The organism is Pseudomonas sp. JAI120 (assembly GCF_014207255.1).
In the GTDB taxonomy this organism is placed as follows: domain Bacteria; phylum Pseudomonadota; class Gammaproteobacteria; order Pseudomonadales; family Pseudomonadaceae; genus Aquipseudomonas.
Genome location: NZ_JACHCZ010000006.1, coordinates 54,113 through 70,041, shown reverse-complemented (window position 1 = coordinate 70,041; position 15,929 = coordinate 54,113). Strand labels below are relative to the sequence as shown.

Annotated in this window: 14 protein-coding genes; all 14 read right to left on the bottom strand. The window is 58.3% G+C overall.

Features of this window, described 5'->3' with window-relative positions; translation table 11 throughout:
• Nucleotides 1-4: 4 nt before the first annotated feature.
• The 14 genes from HDC32_RS26055 to HDC32_RS25990 all read right to left on the bottom strand — a co-directional run bounded on the left by HDC32_RS26055 (nt 5) and on the right by HDC32_RS25990 (nt 15,872).
• Nucleotides 5-895: a crotonase/enoyl-CoA hydratase family protein gene (locus tag HDC32_RS26055; protein ID WP_145338589.1), complete on the bottom strand. Its 891-nt coding sequence runs from the start codon at nt 893-895 to the stop codon at nt 5-7.
• 23 nt (nt 896-918) lie between these two features.
• The gene (locus tag HDC32_RS26050; RefSeq protein WP_145338588.1) at nt 919-2,454 is read right to left on the bottom strand and encodes a class I adenylate-forming enzyme family protein; all 1,536 of its coding nucleotides are present in this window, start codon (nt 2,452-2,454) and stop codon (nt 919-921) included.
• A 110-nt stretch (nt 2,455-2,564) separates the two neighbouring features.
• Entirely contained in the window at nt 2,565-3,347 is a 783-nt protein-coding gene (locus HDC32_RS26045; protein WP_145338587.1) for a 2-oxo acid dehydrogenase subunit E2, read from the bottom strand.
• A gap of 29 nt (nt 3,348-3,376) precedes the next feature.
• Nucleotides 3,377-3,607 carry a biotin/lipoyl-containing protein gene (locus tag HDC32_RS26040; RefSeq protein ID WP_053136215.1) on the bottom strand — a complete coding sequence of 77 codons (231 nt, stop codon included), beginning with the start codon at nt 3,605-3,607 and terminating at the stop codon, nt 3,377-3,379.
• Nucleotides 3,608-3,629: 22 nt separating this feature from the next.
• A complete protein-coding gene (locus tag HDC32_RS26035; RefSeq protein ID WP_145338586.1) occupies nt 3,630-4,625 on the bottom strand; it encodes an alpha-ketoacid dehydrogenase subunit beta in 996 nt (331 codons plus the stop codon).
• The gene (locus tag HDC32_RS26030; RefSeq protein ID WP_184746077.1) at nt 4,622-5,605 is read right to left on the bottom strand and encodes a thiamine pyrophosphate-dependent dehydrogenase E1 component subunit alpha; all 984 of its coding nucleotides are present in this window, start codon (nt 5,603-5,605) and stop codon (nt 4,622-4,624) included. The genes HDC32_RS26035 and HDC32_RS26030 overlap by 4 nt, the downstream gene beginning before the upstream one ends.
• Nucleotides 5,606-5,648: 43 nt before the next feature.
• The gene (locus tag HDC32_RS26025) at nt 5,649-7,355 is read right to left on the bottom strand and encodes an FAD-binding protein (protein WP_145338584.1); all 1,707 of its coding nucleotides are present in this window, start codon (nt 7,353-7,355) and stop codon (nt 5,649-5,651) included.
• Entirely contained in the window at nt 7,352-8,713 is a 1,362-nt protein-coding gene (locus HDC32_RS26020; protein WP_145338583.1) for an SRPBCC family protein, read from the bottom strand. Before HDC32_RS26020 ends, HDC32_RS26025 begins: the two co-directional genes overlap by 4 nt.
• A gap of 187 nt (nt 8,714-8,900) precedes the next feature.
• Nucleotides 8,901-10,442 (bottom strand): class I adenylate-forming enzyme family protein, encoded by a 1,542-nt coding sequence (locus tag HDC32_RS26015; protein ID WP_145338582.1) that lies wholly within the window; start codon nt 10,440-10,442, stop codon nt 8,901-8,903.
• Nucleotides 10,443-10,598: 156 nt separating this feature from the next.
• Entirely contained in the window at nt 10,599-11,528 is a 930-nt protein-coding gene (locus HDC32_RS26010) for an electron transfer flavoprotein subunit alpha/FixB family protein (protein WP_145338581.1), read from the bottom strand.
• 1 nt (nt 11,529) lies between these two features.
• Nucleotides 11,530-12,279: an electron transfer flavoprotein subunit beta/FixA family protein gene (locus tag HDC32_RS26005; protein ID WP_145338580.1), complete on the bottom strand. Its 750-nt coding sequence runs from the start codon at nt 12,277-12,279 to the stop codon at nt 11,530-11,532.
• An 82-nt stretch (nt 12,280-12,361) separates the two neighbouring features.
• On the bottom strand, nt 12,362-13,372 hold the full coding sequence (locus tag HDC32_RS26000; RefSeq protein WP_184746075.1) for an alpha/beta hydrolase: 1,011 nt from the start codon (nt 13,370-13,372) through the stop codon (nt 12,362-12,364).
• A gap of 501 nt (nt 13,373-13,873) precedes the next feature.
• Complete coding sequence (locus HDC32_RS25995; protein ID WP_145338578.1) at nt 13,874-14,740, bottom strand: alpha/beta fold hydrolase; 867 nt, start codon at nt 14,738-14,740, stop codon at nt 13,874-13,876.
• Nucleotide 14,741: 1 nt separating this feature from the next.
• The gene (locus HDC32_RS25990; RefSeq protein ID WP_145338577.1) at nt 14,742-15,872 is read right to left on the bottom strand and encodes an acyl-CoA dehydrogenase family protein; all 1,131 of its coding nucleotides are present in this window, start codon (nt 15,870-15,872) and stop codon (nt 14,742-14,744) included.
• Between the last annotated feature and the right edge of the window lie 57 nt (nt 15,873-15,929).

Genomic DNA, 15,929 nt, shown 5'->3' with positions numbered 1-15,929 from the left:
CAATTCACTCTTCGCCACGGGCGTAGAGCTTGATCATTCCGTCACCGAACGGTTCGTCGCGGCGTTTGAGGGCATCTTTCAAGCCCAGGTTCTGCATGTCTTCCTTGAACTGGGTGCGACGGGGGCCCTGGCATTGATGGGCTCGGGAGTCGTTCTCCACCGCCAGCCGTTGCAAGGTTTTCGAGCCTGACAACTCAAGCGCCAAGTTGACGATGCGTTTGTTGGCCGACAGAAGATCGGCGTCGACGAACGATAAACGCCGTGCCAACTCATCGACCGCCTCGTCAAGCTGCTCGGGCGGCACAGCATCCAGCACCAGACCCAGCTTGGCGGCATCACGCCCCCATAGTGAGTCACCCGTCAGCAGCATGCGTTTGGCCCACTGCGGCCCCAGGTGGTAGAACCACATATGCGCCGGCGGCGACCCATTGGCCCGGGTAGCCGGAAAACCGATCCTGGCATTGTCGGCAGCCAATACCATGTCACAGGCCAGCGCCAGGTCAGTCCCTCCGGCCAAACAATTGCCATGCACCCGAGCGATGATCGGTTTGTGGATCTCGGCGAACAGGTTGATGGTTTCGTTCTGCCGCTCCATCGACCAGCAATCGTCATCGAAGTTTTTCTGCGTACCGCGATAATCCGTCGGGTTGACTTCAGCAAGGTCGCCATAGGTGGTGACCAGGTCATAACCCGCGCAAAAGTCCTTGCCCGCGCCCTGGAGCACAATGACGTTGACCGATTTGAGGTCATCCGCTTCAAGCAGCGCCTGTTTCAATTCACGTAACAGCACGTTGTTAATGGCGTTGCGTTTTTCCGGTCGGTTGAGCGTGATCCGAGCAACGCGATCAGCCACTTCAAAGGTCACGCATTCACTCGATTGCAGCCACTTAGCCATGTGTAGTTCTCCGCTCAATGCGTTTAGACGCTGCGTTGACGCTCACGCAGAACGACTTTATTGATCTTGCCCGTGGCCATACGCGGCAGCTCATCAATGAACTCCACGGTTTTTGGGCACTTGTAACTGGCGAGCACCGCCTTGCAATGTGCGATCAGCTCTTGTTCGCCGAGGCCTGCGCCGGGACTCAAGACCACGAGAGCTTTTACCGACTCACCCCAGCGCGGATCGGCCACGCCAATGACGGCGGACTCGACCACCAGCGGGTGCAGTTCCAGCGCGACTTCAACTTCACGGCTGTAAATATTTTCGCCACCCGAAATGATCATGTCTTTCTTGCGATCAACCAGGAACACATAGCCTTGCGCGTCCTGATAACCCATGTCGCCGGTGTGATACCAACCGTTGCGCAAGGCCTCGACAGTCGCGACCGAATTGTTCCAGTAGCCGCTCAGTTGTGTGTCGGAGCGCAGCAGCACTTCGCCGGGCGTGCCTACAGGGCAATCCTGACTCTGCTCGTCGACGATTCTCAGCTCGATACCTGGACATGCATGGCCGACCGACTCCAGTCGGTGAAGTTGTTCCGGCGTGCCCTCGGCGACCACTTCATGGCGTTGCATGACACAGGCATTGCTTTCAGTCATGCCGTACTGGATAGAGAAGATTGGTCCCAGAAGGTCCATCGCCCGTTTGAGCAGCGGTACAGGAATCGGCGCAGCAGCCGTGACCACATGTTCAAGCGAGCGCAGGTTGAAATCGGCGACACCCGGTAGATCCAGCAACGCTTGCAACATCGCAGCGACCATGAAGGTGAAGGTCACGCCCTCCTCCTGGACGGCCAGCACCACTGCGCGAGGGTCAAACCCTTGTTGGACAATGGTCGTCCCACCCAGCCATGCAGCCGCATTGACGAATCCGATACCGCCGATATGGAACGCCGGCGTGGTTTGCAGCACCCGCGTTGAACCTTTGAATTCGGTCATCAAGGCACAGCTGTCTGCCGTGACGCACATCGCATGATGAGTGCGGACCACACCTTTGGGTCGACCTGTCGTTCCGCTGGTGTACATCAAATAGGCGTAATCTTCGGGGTTGGAGCGGACGGGCGGGCCTTGCACCAAGCCTTGGTCCATCGCACTTTCAAAGGACTGCGCCCACGCAGGCCCATCCCCAATACAAATGAAATGCTCGATGCCCGGCAAATCCAGTCTCAGCTCTCCCACCACCTCGGTGTATTGGGCTTCAAACACCAGCGCCTTGGGTGAGGCATCCTGCAGGATGTAGAGGATTTCCCGTGGCGCCAGGCGAAAGTTCACCGTCGAGGCAATGAAGCCCGCCCATTCGCAAGCACGATACGTTTCAAAGTACTCAAGATTGTTCATCGACAGAATGGCCACCCGATCCTGTCGCCGCAGCCCGTGGTTATACAGATGACTGGACAGGCGCTTGGCACGTTCCGCGAGCTGGTGGTTAGTGATCCTGCGAGAAGCCGAAATGAAGGCTTCCTTATCAGGAAAATACCGAGCATTCCGCTCGATCATCTCACCCAGTGTTTTCATCGAAATCCCGTCTTTATTATGTTGTTGAACGGTTCGAAACGCCGCAACGGGAGACAGTCTCTTTTAGTCGAGTGTTTCCGGTCGGTACAGGTATTGATAGCGTGCCGTGTTCAGGACTCCAGTGCAGCGACGTCAGCGAGTAATTGAGCCAGTTTTGCCGTAAAGCGCGCGGCATCGGCACCATTGATGACCCGATGGTCATAGCTCAACGAAAGCGGCAACGTAAGCCGCCAATCGATGGCGTCATTGGCGCCCCGTCGAGGCTTATCGTCGGCGCGAGTCACGCCCAAGATGGCGACTTCCGGTGCATTGACAATCGGGGTGAATGAGGTGCCCCCGAAGCTTCCCAGTGAACTGATGGTGAAACAGCCACCCGACATTTGCGCCATGCTCAGGCCCTTGTCCCGTGCCTGGGTGGAGATGCTGTGCAGCTCGGCCGCAATCTGCGCGAGGCTTTTCTTGTCGCAATCACGCAGTACCGGGACCAATAAACCGAAGCGCGTATCGACCGCCACGCCGATATGAAAATACTTCTTCAACACCAGATTTTTACCACTGCCGTCCAGTGATGCATTGAACTGCGGAAACGCCTTGAGCGCGGCAACGACGGCCTTGATCAGGTAGGGCAGCAAGGTCAGTTTGATCGCTTCGCCGGCCGCATTACGCGCCTTGCGTTGCAACTCCAGAGCCGTGATGTCGGCCTCGTCGTTGTGGGTCACATGCGGAATCATCACCCAGTTACGCGACATGTATTGCGCGGTCAGCTTTTGCACCCGCGATAGCGGCTTGCTCTCGACTTCACCAAACTCGCTGAAGTCAACCTGAGGCCAAAGCGGTAAATCACTGCCAAAGGCTGCGGGCTTCGGGACATCTATCACTGTTTCAGCGCTCATCAGTCTCCCCCTTGCGTGCCGATAACGGCTTAAACGATCTCCGCCAGCACGGCGCCGACTTCGTAGACTTCGCCTACCTGGGCCAGAATTTTCAGCGTACCGCTGGCCGGTGCCTCGATTTCCTGAACTGACTTGTCGCTTTCAAGCGCGTACAGCGCTTGCCCTTCAGTGACCGTTGCACCGTCGTCAATCAGCCACTCACTGATGGTCCCTTCATTCATCGAGAAACCCAGCTTGGGCATAAGTACTTGTGTCGTCATCGCAATGTATTCCTTCGGTTGATCACTTCAGCGTGGCGCGAATCGCCGCCTCGATTTGGTCCAGACCCGGGACATAGGCGTCTTCGAGCGGTTTGGAGAACGGCACGGGCGAGAAATGCGAGCCCACACGTTGCACGGGCGCCTTGAGTTGAGCAAACAGTGATTCGTAGATGCGCGAGGCAATCTCGGCACCGACCCCGAAAGGCTTTACTGCCTCGTGCACGATCACCGCGCGGCCCGTCTTGGCCACCGAGGCCAGAATGGTGTCGGTGTCCATCGGCGCGATGGTGCGCAAATCAATCAGCTCGACCGAGATACCTTCCTTGGCCAGTTTATGAACCACAGCGCTGGCTTCGAGTACACGACGGCTGTAGGTGATCAGCGTCACGTCCTTGCCTTCGCACAGAATATTGGCCTTGCCCAGCGGGATTTTTTTGCCGCGCTCAGGGGCCGCGCCGGGCGCCCAGTACGTCGGCATGTTTTCAATGAACAACACGGGATCATCGTCCTCGATGGCCGAGAGCATCAGCCCGTACGCATCCGCAGGGCTGGAAGGAGCCACTACCTTGATACCGGCGGTATGAGCGAACCAGGCTTCCAGATAATCAGCGTGTTGGCCGCCCGTACCAAAACCCGCACCGGTCATGGTTCGAATAACCATCGGTACATGGGTCTGGCCACCGGACATGAAGCGCAGTTTGGCCGCATGGTTGACGATCATGTCCATGGCCACGGTGGTGAAGTTCATCAGCATGATTTCGGCCACCGGCCGCATGCCGACAATCGCCGCGCCAATCGCCGCACCAATGATTGCCTGCTCGGAAATAGGCGTCGAGCGCACCCGGGAGTCGCCATATTTGGTCGACAAACCACGGGTGACGCCCACGATGCCGCCCTCCTCTTTATCGCCGACGTCTTCGCCGAGAATAATCACGTTCTCGTCCGCAGCCATGGCGTCATCCAGAGCCAGGTTGACGGCTTGGATCGTATTGAGCTTGGTCTCTACTTTATGGTTCATGCGCTCACCTGATCCTTGTAGATATCGCGATCAAGTTCGGCGAGATCCGGATATGGGCTGGAAAGTGTGAATTCGACGGCCTCATCGATATCGCGCTCGATGCTGGCTTCAAGGGCGGCCAGTTGGTCTTCGCTGGCGTTGCCGGTCGAGATCAACCAAGTGCGAAACAGCGGCACCGGGTCTTTGGCGATCCAGGCGTCCTTTTCACCCTTATCCATGTACGCATCCACATCGCCGAACACGTGACCATGAAAACGGAAGGTCTTGGCTTCGATCAGTGTTGGGCCAGCGCCATTGCGAGCGCGTTCAATGGCGTCCTTGGCGGTGTTGTACATGGCAATCGGGTCATTGCCGTCGACCGTGATACCGGGCATGCCATACCCGGCAGCCCGCATCGAAATGTTCGCCACCGACGTGCTGTAGGCGTATTTGGTGTGTTCGCCATAACCGTTGTTTTGGCACACGAACACCACCGGCAGCTTCCAGACCGACGCCAGGTTCAACGATTCGTGGAACGCGCCGATGTTGCTGGCGCCATCACCGAAGTAGGCAATCGCCACACGTTTCTCGCCGCGAATCTGCGCCGCCAGGGCCAGGCCGTTGGCAATCGGCATGGAACTGCCGACGATGCCCGTGGTGACCATCACGCCTGTGGCCGGGTGTGTCACGTGCATCGGGCCGCCCTTGCCTTTGCAAGTACCGGTGGCACGGCCACCGAACTCCGCCCACAGCTCTTTGAGCGGAATGCCCTTGGCGATCATGTCATGTACGCCACGGTAGATCGTGCAGATGTAATCGTCGTTGGTCAGATTCGCCGACACCGCTGACGGAATGACTTCCTGTCCACAAGGCGAGTAGTACGGCATGACTAACTGGCCGGACTTGATCACGGCACGAAAGCGCTCGTCGTTCTGTTTGATACGGGTCATGCGTTGGTAGATATCGACCAGCGTGCTGCTGTCTGGAAGTGTGCCTGCCATGAGGTGAATCTCCGTTAAAGCCGTCACGAATGGATTCGAGGGGTTACCAGATCTTTTCCACACCGGCCGAGTGCTGCGCGGCGATGTAGGCGAAAATGAACGAGGCCGCAATGCTGGTGCCCGCACCTGGATAGCACCGCCCGGTGACACCGGCCGTCGAGTTGCCGGTGGCATAGAGTCCTTCGAGGGGGCTGCCGTCCTCTTTAAGGACTCGGGCATACTCGTCGGTGACCAAACCACCGGCGGTGCCCACGTCGCCCGGGTACATACGCACGGCGTAAAACGGCCCTTCTTCAATGCTGCCCATGTTTGGATTCGGCTTGACAGTCGGGTCGCCGTGGCAGCGGTCGAAAGCGCGGGAACCGCGACCGAAATCCTCATCGACTCCGCTTTGGCAGAAGCCGTTGAAGCGCGCCACCGTCGCAGCCAATCCCTCGCGATCAATGCTGCATTTGCGCGCCAGCTCGTCGAGGCTGTCGGCCTTGATCATGTACCCGCTGTCCAGCCACTGCTGGGGGATCTGCCCAGGCATAGCAGTGCCCCAGGGATAGAACTTGCGCTGACGACTGTCCATGACGACCCACGCTGGCACAGCCTTGCCGGTCTCGGCCTGACGTTTGTACATGCGCTGACCGATTTCCATATAGGCACCCGCTTCATCACAGAAACGCTGGCCGTCCTGATCGACCATGATCGAGTACGGCAGCGACAAATCCAGGTGATGCATGAAAGGCAACGGCTTGCCTTCCGGCGTCAGCGCGCCTTCTGGGAAGCTTTCGTTGGGTCCCAGGGACGTCACGACCCACCAGGATTCGTCCATGCAATCCACGGCAGCACCCAGCTTCATCGCGGCCTGAATAATCTCGCCGGTGTCGCCCAGGTTGGCATTGGTCCAGTCGGCCGACGACGGCTGTGGCTGGTACTGCTTGCGCATGGCTGCATTACGCGAGAAGCCACCCACATTGATCAGCACACCCTCACGCGCTTGAATGCGAACGGGTTTACCCTCACGCTGCGCCAGCACGCCGACGACACGACCGTCTTCGACGACAAGATCAGTGACCGGGGTTTCGGTCCAGATCGGCAATTTGTTCCTCAAGGCGATTTGTAACATGCGCCCTTGAATCGCAGCCCCGCCGCCGAGCAACTCCTGTTTCAGCAACTTCTGTTTGAGGATGCGCAGGCCCAGTTTCATCGCCATGCGTTTACCGGCCCAGGTGCGCTTCATCAGAAACAACGTCGGGTATTCGTTGGTCGTGGCTGGAATACCGGCTCCGCGGTAGCGCGAGAGCTTCTGGGTCCATGGTCCCAATTCATTGATATTGAATAGCTTGGCGATCAACGAGCGACCGCGAGGTTCGCCGCCTGGAAGCTCGTCGTAATAGTCTGACCAACCATCGGCGTACTCGAACGCCATGCCTTTACGCTCAAGGAAATCGACCATGATCGGACCCGTCTTGAGGAACGCCTCACGGCGGATCGGCGACGTCGACGGGCCGTCATAGGTGACCGTGCTGTCCATGTATTGCCGAGCGCGCTCATAGGAATCCTGGACGCCGTGCCGTTTCATCACGGGATTGTTGGGTACCCACCACACGCCCCCGGAATACCCGGTCGAACCGCCGACCTTGTCTTGCTTCTCGATGATCAGGGCTTTCTTGCCCAGTTGCTGCGCCATGAGCGCAGCGCACATCGAGCCGCCGCCACTGCCAATGATCACCAGGTCATAACTCTCCTGCCAATCGCTCATCGAGTGGTCTCCTTGCCATTGATGTACTCGGAGAGCTCGCGATGGAAGTTGGAGATAGCAGTTTCCTGCAGCGGGTTGGTGCGCGCACCGGCAAAACCACGGGACTTCATGCCTTGCTGCACTTGCCCCATGTTCATGAAATCCTGGCTGAGGATCACGCCAAAGTTTTCCGCCGTGTCGACTTTCCAGTCATCCACGCCGTGATAAAACTCACGGTTGAGTTTGGGCTCCTTGCCCGGCGCATAACGTTTGAGCGACCAGATATCAAAGAGGCACGAGTCCGGGTTATCGCCGTCCGGGCGGGAGCGGTAGAACAATGCGCCATCCGGGTACAGCAGGAACACCAGGTTTGGAAATACGTGCCAATCCGTGCCAGCGCGCCCCATTTGCTCGAAGGAAATGTCCGGCCAACCGGCACCATCGGCAATGGCCGCTTCCCGCTGAAACTCCATGGCTTTGGAAAGCACCAGAAACTGGTCCTGAGTCGGCTCAAGCTCCGTCATCAGGCGCTTGGTGGCCTCGTTGTCACGGTCAGTAAAGATGGCCTTCAACTGATCTTCCATCAGTTGGTAAAACTTGACCATGCCCGGGCGAATGTCTTCTGGAATCGGCTTGCCCGTACGCGAGGAAGGTGTCCCCGGCATACGGACTGCAGTCGAATAGCCGAACATGCCATGCTTGCCGAAGGCGAAGCTGCGGGTCACGTCGTCACCCTGGGTATCGAGGATCTGCGGGTGCGTGGCAGCCACGTGGTAGCCCTCGCTGAATGCTTCCTGGGCGACTTTCCAGTTGCACGGCAGCTTCACCGACTTGTACCAGCGGTAGCGCATTTTCTCGAATTCGTAGCAATCGGTGATTTCCGGGACCGGCGCCAGGTACTGGGCCAACGGCTCAGCCTGCGGGTCCATATTGATAAACACGAAGCCGCCCCAGGTGTCGACCAGCACCTCCTTGAGTGCAAGGTCTTCCCTGTTCATGCTGGGACAGCCGGCCCAATCGCTCTCGTCAAGAATGCGCAGCACGCTGCCATCCAGGTTCCATTGCCAGCCGTGGTAGTTGCAGTGGAACTTGGTGGCATGGCCGCAGCCCGTGGTCAAACGCCGGCCCCGGTGCTGGCACACGTTGTAGTACGCCTTGATTTTGTCGCCGGTCAAACGAGTGATGATGATTGAGTCACCGATGACATCAAAGGTCACGTAATCGCCGACATTAGGGATTTCCTCAAGCCGGCAGGCGACTTGCCAGACTTTCGGCCACATCCGTTCGTTTTCAAGTTGCAGGAACTTGGGAGAGATGTACCCGTCACGCGGGACGAAGTCTTCTCGAATCGGCTGAGGAGCCGCTTCATGAACAGTCATCAGAAATCCTCCGGTATCTGGCAGCGCACTGCCTTTTATTGTTTTCGGTACAGGACTATCTATTTGAACCACATCGAACTGTGCAGACACCTTTAATGAACGATGTTCAAAAATATAAACGGCAAGTAAATGGGTGTCAATGTACTTCGCTAGCTAATCATTGGCGCATTCGCCTGGCTTGGTACCCTCAGCTGGACGCCGTGCGATAGCGCTCGCGCAGAACCACCTTATTCACCTTTCCACTCGGCAGCCTCGGCAGTTCGTCTACCCAGTCGACACTCGCAGGCTTCTTGTAACGGGCGATACGGGTGGTACAGAACTCGATCAATTCAGCTTCGGTGACAGACATGCCGGGGGTGCGTACAGCCACCGCCTTCACCGCCTCTCCCCATTTCTCATGGGCGACACCAATGACCGCGACGTCGGCCACGCCAGGATGATGCATCAGGGCCTGCTCAACCTCCTGGCAGTAGATGTTCTCGCCACCGGAAATAATCATGTCTTTCTTGCGATCCACCAGGAACAGGAAGCCAGCTTCATCTATCCACGCCATATCACCGGTGCGCAGCCAACCGTCACGCAACGTCTCGATGGTGGCTACGCTGTTGTTCCAGTAATACGCCATGTTGGCAGGCGAACGGATCCAAATTTCACCCGGCGTACCGCAGGCGCAGTCCTGGTCCTGCTCATCAACCACGCGGATGTCGCAATAGGTCATGGCCTGGCCGATCGAGCCCAGGCGACGCACCTCTTCGGCACTGCCTTCGAGCTTGTGCAGATGGCGCGGCAACACGGTCCCGCTGGTTTCGGTCATGCCCCAGGAGTTGACGAATATTTGTCCGAGCAGCTCGACGCCACGCTTGAGCACAGCCACCGGCATGGGGGCTGCGGCGTAGAGGATGGTTTCCAGACTCGACAGGTCGAAATCACCGATGTTCGGCAAGTCGAGAACTTGCTGAACGATGGTGGGCGCCATATGGACTGTTTCGATACGCTCGCGCTCGATGGTACGCAGCACTTCCTCGGGCTCGAACTTGCGATGCAGGACCACACAGCCGGCATGCCAGAACTCCGACAGCATCATCGAGATACCACCGGCGTGAAACATGGGCATCATCACCAGCATGCGGCCGTTGGTGCGGATATCCATGGTTGCGGACTGGTTCTGAGCCAGCGCAAGGTCGCCCTGTTGCGAACGTGCCGCGCCTTTGGGCCGGCCCGTGGTGCCGCTGGTGTATATCAGATGGACGATATCCTCCGGCAGCGCGCGCAGCCCTGGACCCGCCGGATCCCCCGTGGCCAGGCTCAGCTCGTAGGGTTGTGCCCAGGTAGGGCATTCGCCGATGCACAGGTAGTGCTCAATGGCGGGCAAACCGGGGCGCAACGAATTAACCAATTCAGCGTACTGCGCTTCGAAGATCAACACCGACGGTGCGCTGTCGCTCAGGATGTACTGCAGCTCTGGGGCCGCCAGTCGAAAGTTGACCGTGGCACAAATAAACCCGGTCATCTGGCAGGCGGCAAACACATCAAAATACTCGTTACAGTTCATCGCCAGGACCGCCACGCGATCCTGATGCCGCATGCCCATGCGATGCAGGCTCGACGCCAGGCGCAAAGCGCGCTCCAGCAACTGGCCATAGGCGATACGACGATCCTGATACACCACGGCTTCCTGCTCGGGAAACAGGCGAGCGTTGCGCTCCAGCAGTTCTGCAAGCGTCTTCAAAATAGCTCCCCCAACATGAGCATCCGTTTCACCCTCAGGTCACGCACGTTGGCAAACATAGGAAACCTGCCTTTTATAGTTATGAGTCAAGAGTCTGCTATACCATCGGCGTTTGGCAACACACCGCAGCCGCTTTCCAGGCACAAGCGTTTGAAACTAACCGAGTGCTTCGGCCAGTTCGGGTACTGCCTCGAACAAATCCGCCACCAGCCCGTAATCCGCGACCTGAAAAATGGGTGCGTCAGGGTCTTTGTTGATAGCAACGATGACCTTGGAATCCTTCATACCCGCCAGATGCTGAATGGCGCCTGAAATACCCACAGCAATATAAAGTTCAGGGGCCACGATCTTGCCGGTCTGCCCAACCTGATAGTCGTTGGGCATGAAACCTGCGTCCACGGCCGCGCGCGAGGCACCGACCGCGCCTCCCAAGTTGTCGGCCAGGTTTTCCAGGAGTTTGAAATTGTCCGCGCTGCCCATACCGCGACCACCGGAAACTACGATAGAAGCAGCCGTCAGGTCCGGGCGATCCGAGCGGGTCAGTTGCTGACTGATAAAACGCGACAACGCAAAGGTCGCCACCACCGGAATTTCTTCGATAACGGCCTGCCCACCCGTCAAGGCGGGATCAAACCCCGTGGTGCGAATGGTCACCACGGTGATCGGGTCGCAGGTCTGGACAGTGGCCAGGGCGTTACCGGCATAAATCGGTTGAACGAAGGTGTCGCTCGCCACGACCGCCATTACATCCGACACCTGGGAGCTATCGAGCAGAGCCGCGACACGCGGCATAAAGCTTTTGCCTACCGCGCTGGCCGCCGTGACGATGTGACTGTAGTCACGCGCGCGCTCAAGCACCTGGGTCGCAAGGTTTTCCGCCTGTGCATAGGCGTGCTCGATACCATCGGCGTGCAACACGCGACTCACACCGACGATGCCCGCAGCCTCTTTGGCTGGGCCTGAACATTGGTGTCCGGCGACCAGCACGTGTACGTCGCTGCCCATCTGCAAGGCCGCTGTCACCGTATTGAACGTCGCGCTCTTGAGCGAACGGTTGTCGTGTTCCGCAATTACCAGGACAGCCATATCAAATCACCTTTGCTTCCAAACGAAGTTTATCAATCAGCGCCTTCACATCAGCGACCAGCACCCCGCCTTCGCGCGCCATTGGCTCACGCACGCTGACTGTTTTAAGACGAGGTGCGAGATCCACTGAAAGCTCTGTCGCACTGAGGGTTTCAAGCGGCTTTTTCTTGGCTTTCATGATGTTGGGCAGTGAGGCATAACGCGGGGTGTTGAGGCGCAGGTCCGTGGTGATGACCGAAGGCAGGGACAACGCCCGGGTCTCCAAACCGCCATCCACCTCTCGGGTAACCACGACAGTGTCTGCCGACAGCTCGACGTTTGAAGCAAATGTCGCTTGTGGCCAGCCCAACAGCGCGGCGACCGCCTGGCCGGTCTGGCAGGCGTCATCGTCGATGGCCTGCTTGCCAAGAATCAACAGACTTGGCTGCTCACGTTCACAGATCGCCTTCAGCGCCTTGGCGACGCCCAGTGGCTGCACCTGAATGTCGGTTTGCACCAGAATCGCCCGGTCCGCTCCCAGGGCCAAACCGGTCCGCAGCACGTCCTGACAAGCCTGGGTGCCGATGGAGACCAGCACCACTTCGCTGGCGATACCGGCTTCCTTGAGCGCGACCGCTTCTTCCACGGCAATTTCATCGAAAGGGTTCATTGACATTTTTACGTTGCTCAGATCAACACCCGAGCCATCAGGTTTGACGCGCGGTTTGGCGTTGTAATCGATAACCCTCTTGACGGCGACCAGCACTTTCATAACGGACCTGCCCGATAACCTGAATGATGTTCAGTATACTGAACTCCGCTCAGGTTATCTGTCAATCCTGAAAGCGTTCCGCTCACACGTCAGTGATGACCATCATGGCCCAGCGGTTGATCCTGGCCCATAGGGTGAGTCGGCTTGAGGCGAAGTTATGCATATGCGCCATCGAGGGTACGACAAACACCGACACGTCGCGGGCCTGGGCAAACGCACTGGGCTCCAATTGCGGATGCTGACTGACATCTCGCTCCCCCATGGCCATCAGCACGGGGACCGTGATCAGGTTCGCCTCTTCACGAATAAATCCTTCAGACATCATCGCCACCGCGCAGGGCGGAACGGTCAAGCTGCCAAACGCAGGGGCCGTGAGTCGGATGGGGTAGCCCCCCGCCATATCAGCCTCAAGGATGTCCTGAGGAACGTCTTCCCAGTGAAAGGGATAGACGAAATCCACGATTTGCAGGCTTGATTGCTGCACAGACAGCTCGGCTGGAGCAGCCTCGCGTCCTTGGTTATGGGCGTCGATACCGCGCTTTACATCCTCGGGATTACGCTGTGGCAATACCGTATGCAATGCGCTGTAGCCCAACGCCGCCACCGCATCAAAGGTCGCGTGCCGCCCTTGCATGATCAGCGTGATGCAGCCGCCCATCGATTGACCGATACCCACCTTGCGCAGCATTGGCAACGCGGCGTAGCCCTCGGTCAACGTGCCGCTGCGCAATAGCTCGATCACTTGACGCACCGCGCTGTCATTCGCCGCAGCCAGGTGCTCGACGGTATAGGCGCCGAGGTGCTCCGTGGAGCTGTCGCCAACACCCAGATGATCGTAGGCAATGAAAATCAGCCCCTGCGCGCAGTGATATTCGGCTTCGCTGTAGCCTGCGTGGCCGGCAAATGACATGTCGTAATAGTGACGCGTGTAGCCGCCACCCGGCGAGGCGAAGATAGCGACCGGCGGCTGGGTCAAGCGGTCGACATCCGGCAAATACACCGTCATCGCCACCCGATGCGGGCCTGGCAGGGGAATCACCGCACTGACATCGACGTGCATGTCCAAGCGTTTGCTGATAGAGGAAGCACTCATAGATCACTCTCGTTTTTGTTGTGAGCATCAAGGATGGGGAGAGCACGTAGACTCGCGCCATACGTCGGCACTCCCCTGTGAGGAACTTACGGCATGCGATTTATATTTGTAAACACCGTTCACAATAACTGAATAGTGTGGGAGGATGAGTGCGTTCGAGGCCTTATCGACACCAGCGCAGGTTGCGGTTGGAACAGGTGCTGGACTTTCCAAGACACTGCTAACAGGCAGGTAAAGACATGAAAACAATAATAAGCACGTCTGTTTTGTTACTTTCGATCATGGTGTTCGCTGCCGCAGTGAATGAAATTCGCATCGCGAATCCTCAGGCGGCAATCAATAATTGCAAGATGAATCCCCTTCAGTGCGTGACACCCTCCGTGAGCTTTGCCTCGCTGCGTTGAGGCGTCGGCTGGCATCTGGGCTCATCTGTGCTCGCTCGCAGCCATTGCTGCGAGCGAGTATTCGACTGCCCAGCGATATCCAGCGCCGGGATTCCCCTTAGGACAACAACGCCCTTAAAGTACTGATCAAGCCCAATGGCTGATCCAGCATCAAATGGTGATGCCCCTGCGGCATGACTACCGGTCCTCTGGCATTGGGCAGTCTCGCCAGGACTGCGCCAATACGTTCCGCACGGGCGCTACTGACCACCTGGCTAAGCTCACCACAGACAAAATCCAGCGGCACCGTGATCTGTTGCAAGACAGACTCACCGTCGCGTTCAAATAGTGCAAACGGCAGGTCGGGATCGAACTTCCAGGTCCATCCCTGTTCGGTCTCACGCAACGAATGCCGTGCGATGTATTCACGCGCCCATTGATGGGCCGGCTGCTCAGGCATCAGACGAAAGCGCTGCATTGCGGTGGCGGCATCCGGATAGACATTGCCGCCGTATTGACGCTGCACAGGTGGTGTGTCGGTGTCGATAAACGCGACATAGCTGTCGACCACCACGGCGCGATGAATCAACTCGGGGCAGACCGAACACGCCCGAAGTACACGGGTACCGCCGTAGCTGTGGCCCACCAGGGTAGCGGTGCCCATGTCGGCGTGTTCGATCACCGCTCGTAAGTCTTCGACGAACACTTCAGCGCTGTACTGCGTCCGCCAGGCGCTGTCGCCCATGCCGCTGAAGTCCAGGGCAAACACCCGATAGTTTTCGCGAAAAAACGGCGCGATAAAGTCCCACCAGTGCGCATGTCCACGGTAGCCATGGGCGAACAGCAACGCCGGTTTGTGCCGCTCCTCTTCGTTCCAGGCCAGGTAATGCACCGCGACGCCCTCGCTCGTAGCGAAATGAGAGCGTGCGGGACACCCGATAGCCTGGTCGAACCAGGCCGGTGTTTGCTCATTGAAGGTCGTCATATCACAGCAGTTCACTGTAGCGTTCGACATGGTGATCAGCGTCTCCCCAGGTCATGTCGATGCAGGTCAGTCGCTTGAAATACCAACCCACCGCCAGTTCATCGGTCATGCCCATCCCTCCGTGCAATTGCACCGCCTGTTGCCCGATGAGGCGACCTGCCCGCCCGATCAAGGCTTTGGCAGCCGACACCGCCTTGCACCGTTCTACGGCCGGCCCGTCTAGGCAGGACGCCGCATACAGGGTGATTGAGCGGGACTGTTCGACACAGCCCAGCATGTCGGCAAGGCGGTGCTGAAGTGACTGAAAGCTGCCAATCGCCTTGCCAAACTGCTTGCGGGTCTGCAGGTAGTCGACGGTCAGCTCGGTGAGTCTGGCCATGCAGCCCACAGCCTCGGCACACAGGGCAAAGAGACCACGATCAACCGCCCAATCCAGGTCGTCGAACCCCAGATCAACACGGCCCAGCAAGGCTTCAGCGTTGACATGAACATCGATCAGTCTGATCTCGGCGACACGTTGACCATCGAGCCCGGAAAAGCCTTTGATTTCAACACCGGCGGCCGTGGCGGGCACCAGGAACAGACTGATACCCTGCTGGTCGCGCTGCCGGCCAGAGGTGCGCGCAGAAACGATGAGCCAATCGGCTGAATCACCGTGGGCCACCACGGCTTTTTGCCCGTTGAGCACATATCCATTATTCGAACGCTTGGCGTCGGTCAACACATCATCCAAATCGAAACGAGCCTGTGGCTCCAGCGCCGCCAGCGCTACGCGCAACGAGCCGGCCGCCAATTCGCCCAGCAAATCGCTCTTGAGTGCGTCAGTGGCCGATTTACCGATCAGCGCTGCACCGACCACGGCGGTGGGCAGATACGGCTCAAGCAACAACCCCCGGCCAAACGCCTCCATGACCATCATGGTTTCTGCCGGGCCGGCCGCCAGCCCTCCATAAACTTCGGCAACGTTCAACGCCAACAACCCGGTGTCGGCCAGAGCGGCCCAGTTTTCCGTCGACCAACCTTGTGCGGTCTGCGCCAGCTTGCGGCGGTTTTCAAATGCGTACTCGCGCTCAATGAAGCGGTTGACCAGGTCGGTCAGCATTCTTTGTTCTTCGTTCAGCGAAAAATCCATGGCAGTACCCTCATGGCCAACCCATCCACCGGCTCGTCGCCCCAGCGTCGCGCACGT

What these genes read in the sequence shown, in the direction of transcription:
- HDC32_RS26045 (WP_145338587.1), bottom strand. Translation starts at nt 3,347, where the DNA reads ATGAGCGCTGAAACAGTGATAGATGTCCCGAAGCCCGCAGCCTTTGGC.
- HDC32_RS26055 (WP_145338589.1), bottom strand. Translation starts at nt 895, where the DNA reads ATGGCTAAGTGGCTGCAATCGAGTGAATGCGTGACCTTTGAAGTGGCT.
- HDC32_RS26030 (WP_184746077.1), bottom strand. Translation starts at nt 5,605, where the DNA reads ATGGCAGGCACACTTCCAGACAGCAGCACGCTGGTCGATATCTACCAA.
- HDC32_RS26020 (WP_145338583.1), bottom strand. Translation starts at nt 8,713, where the DNA reads ATGACTGTTCATGAAGCGGCTCCTCAGCCGATTCGAGAAGACTTCGTC.
- HDC32_RS25990 (WP_145338577.1), bottom strand. Translation starts at nt 15,872, where the DNA reads ATGGATTTTTCGCTGAACGAAGAACAAAGAATGCTGACCGACCTGGTC.
- HDC32_RS26040 (WP_053136215.1), bottom strand. Translation starts at nt 3,607, where the DNA reads ATGACGACACAAGTACTTATGCCCAAGCTGGGTTTCTCGATGAATGAA.
- HDC32_RS26025 (WP_145338584.1), bottom strand. Translation starts at nt 7,355, where the DNA reads ATGAGCGATTGGCAGGAGAGTTATGACCTGGTGATCATTGGCAGTGGC.
- HDC32_RS26010 (WP_145338581.1), bottom strand. Translation starts at nt 11,528, where the DNA reads ATGGCTGTCCTGGTAATTGCGGAACACGACAACCGTTCGCTCAAGAGC.
- HDC32_RS26005 (WP_145338580.1), bottom strand. Translation starts at nt 12,279, where the DNA reads ATGAAAGTGCTGGTCGCCGTCAAGAGGGTTATCGATTACAACGCCAAA.
- HDC32_RS25995 (WP_145338578.1), bottom strand. Translation starts at nt 14,740, where the DNA reads ATGACGACCTTCAATGAGCAAACACCGGCCTGGTTCGACCAGGCTATC.
- HDC32_RS26035 (WP_145338586.1), bottom strand. Translation starts at nt 4,625, where the DNA reads ATGAACCATAAAGTAGAGACCAAGCTCAATACGATCCAAGCCGTCAAC.
- HDC32_RS26050 (WP_145338588.1), bottom strand. Translation starts at nt 2,454, where the DNA reads ATGAAAACACTGGGTGAGATGATCGAGCGGAATGCTCGGTATTTTCCT.
- HDC32_RS26000 (WP_184746075.1), bottom strand. Translation starts at nt 13,372, where the DNA reads ATGAGTGCTTCCTCTATCAGCAAACGCTTGGACATGCACGTCGATGTC.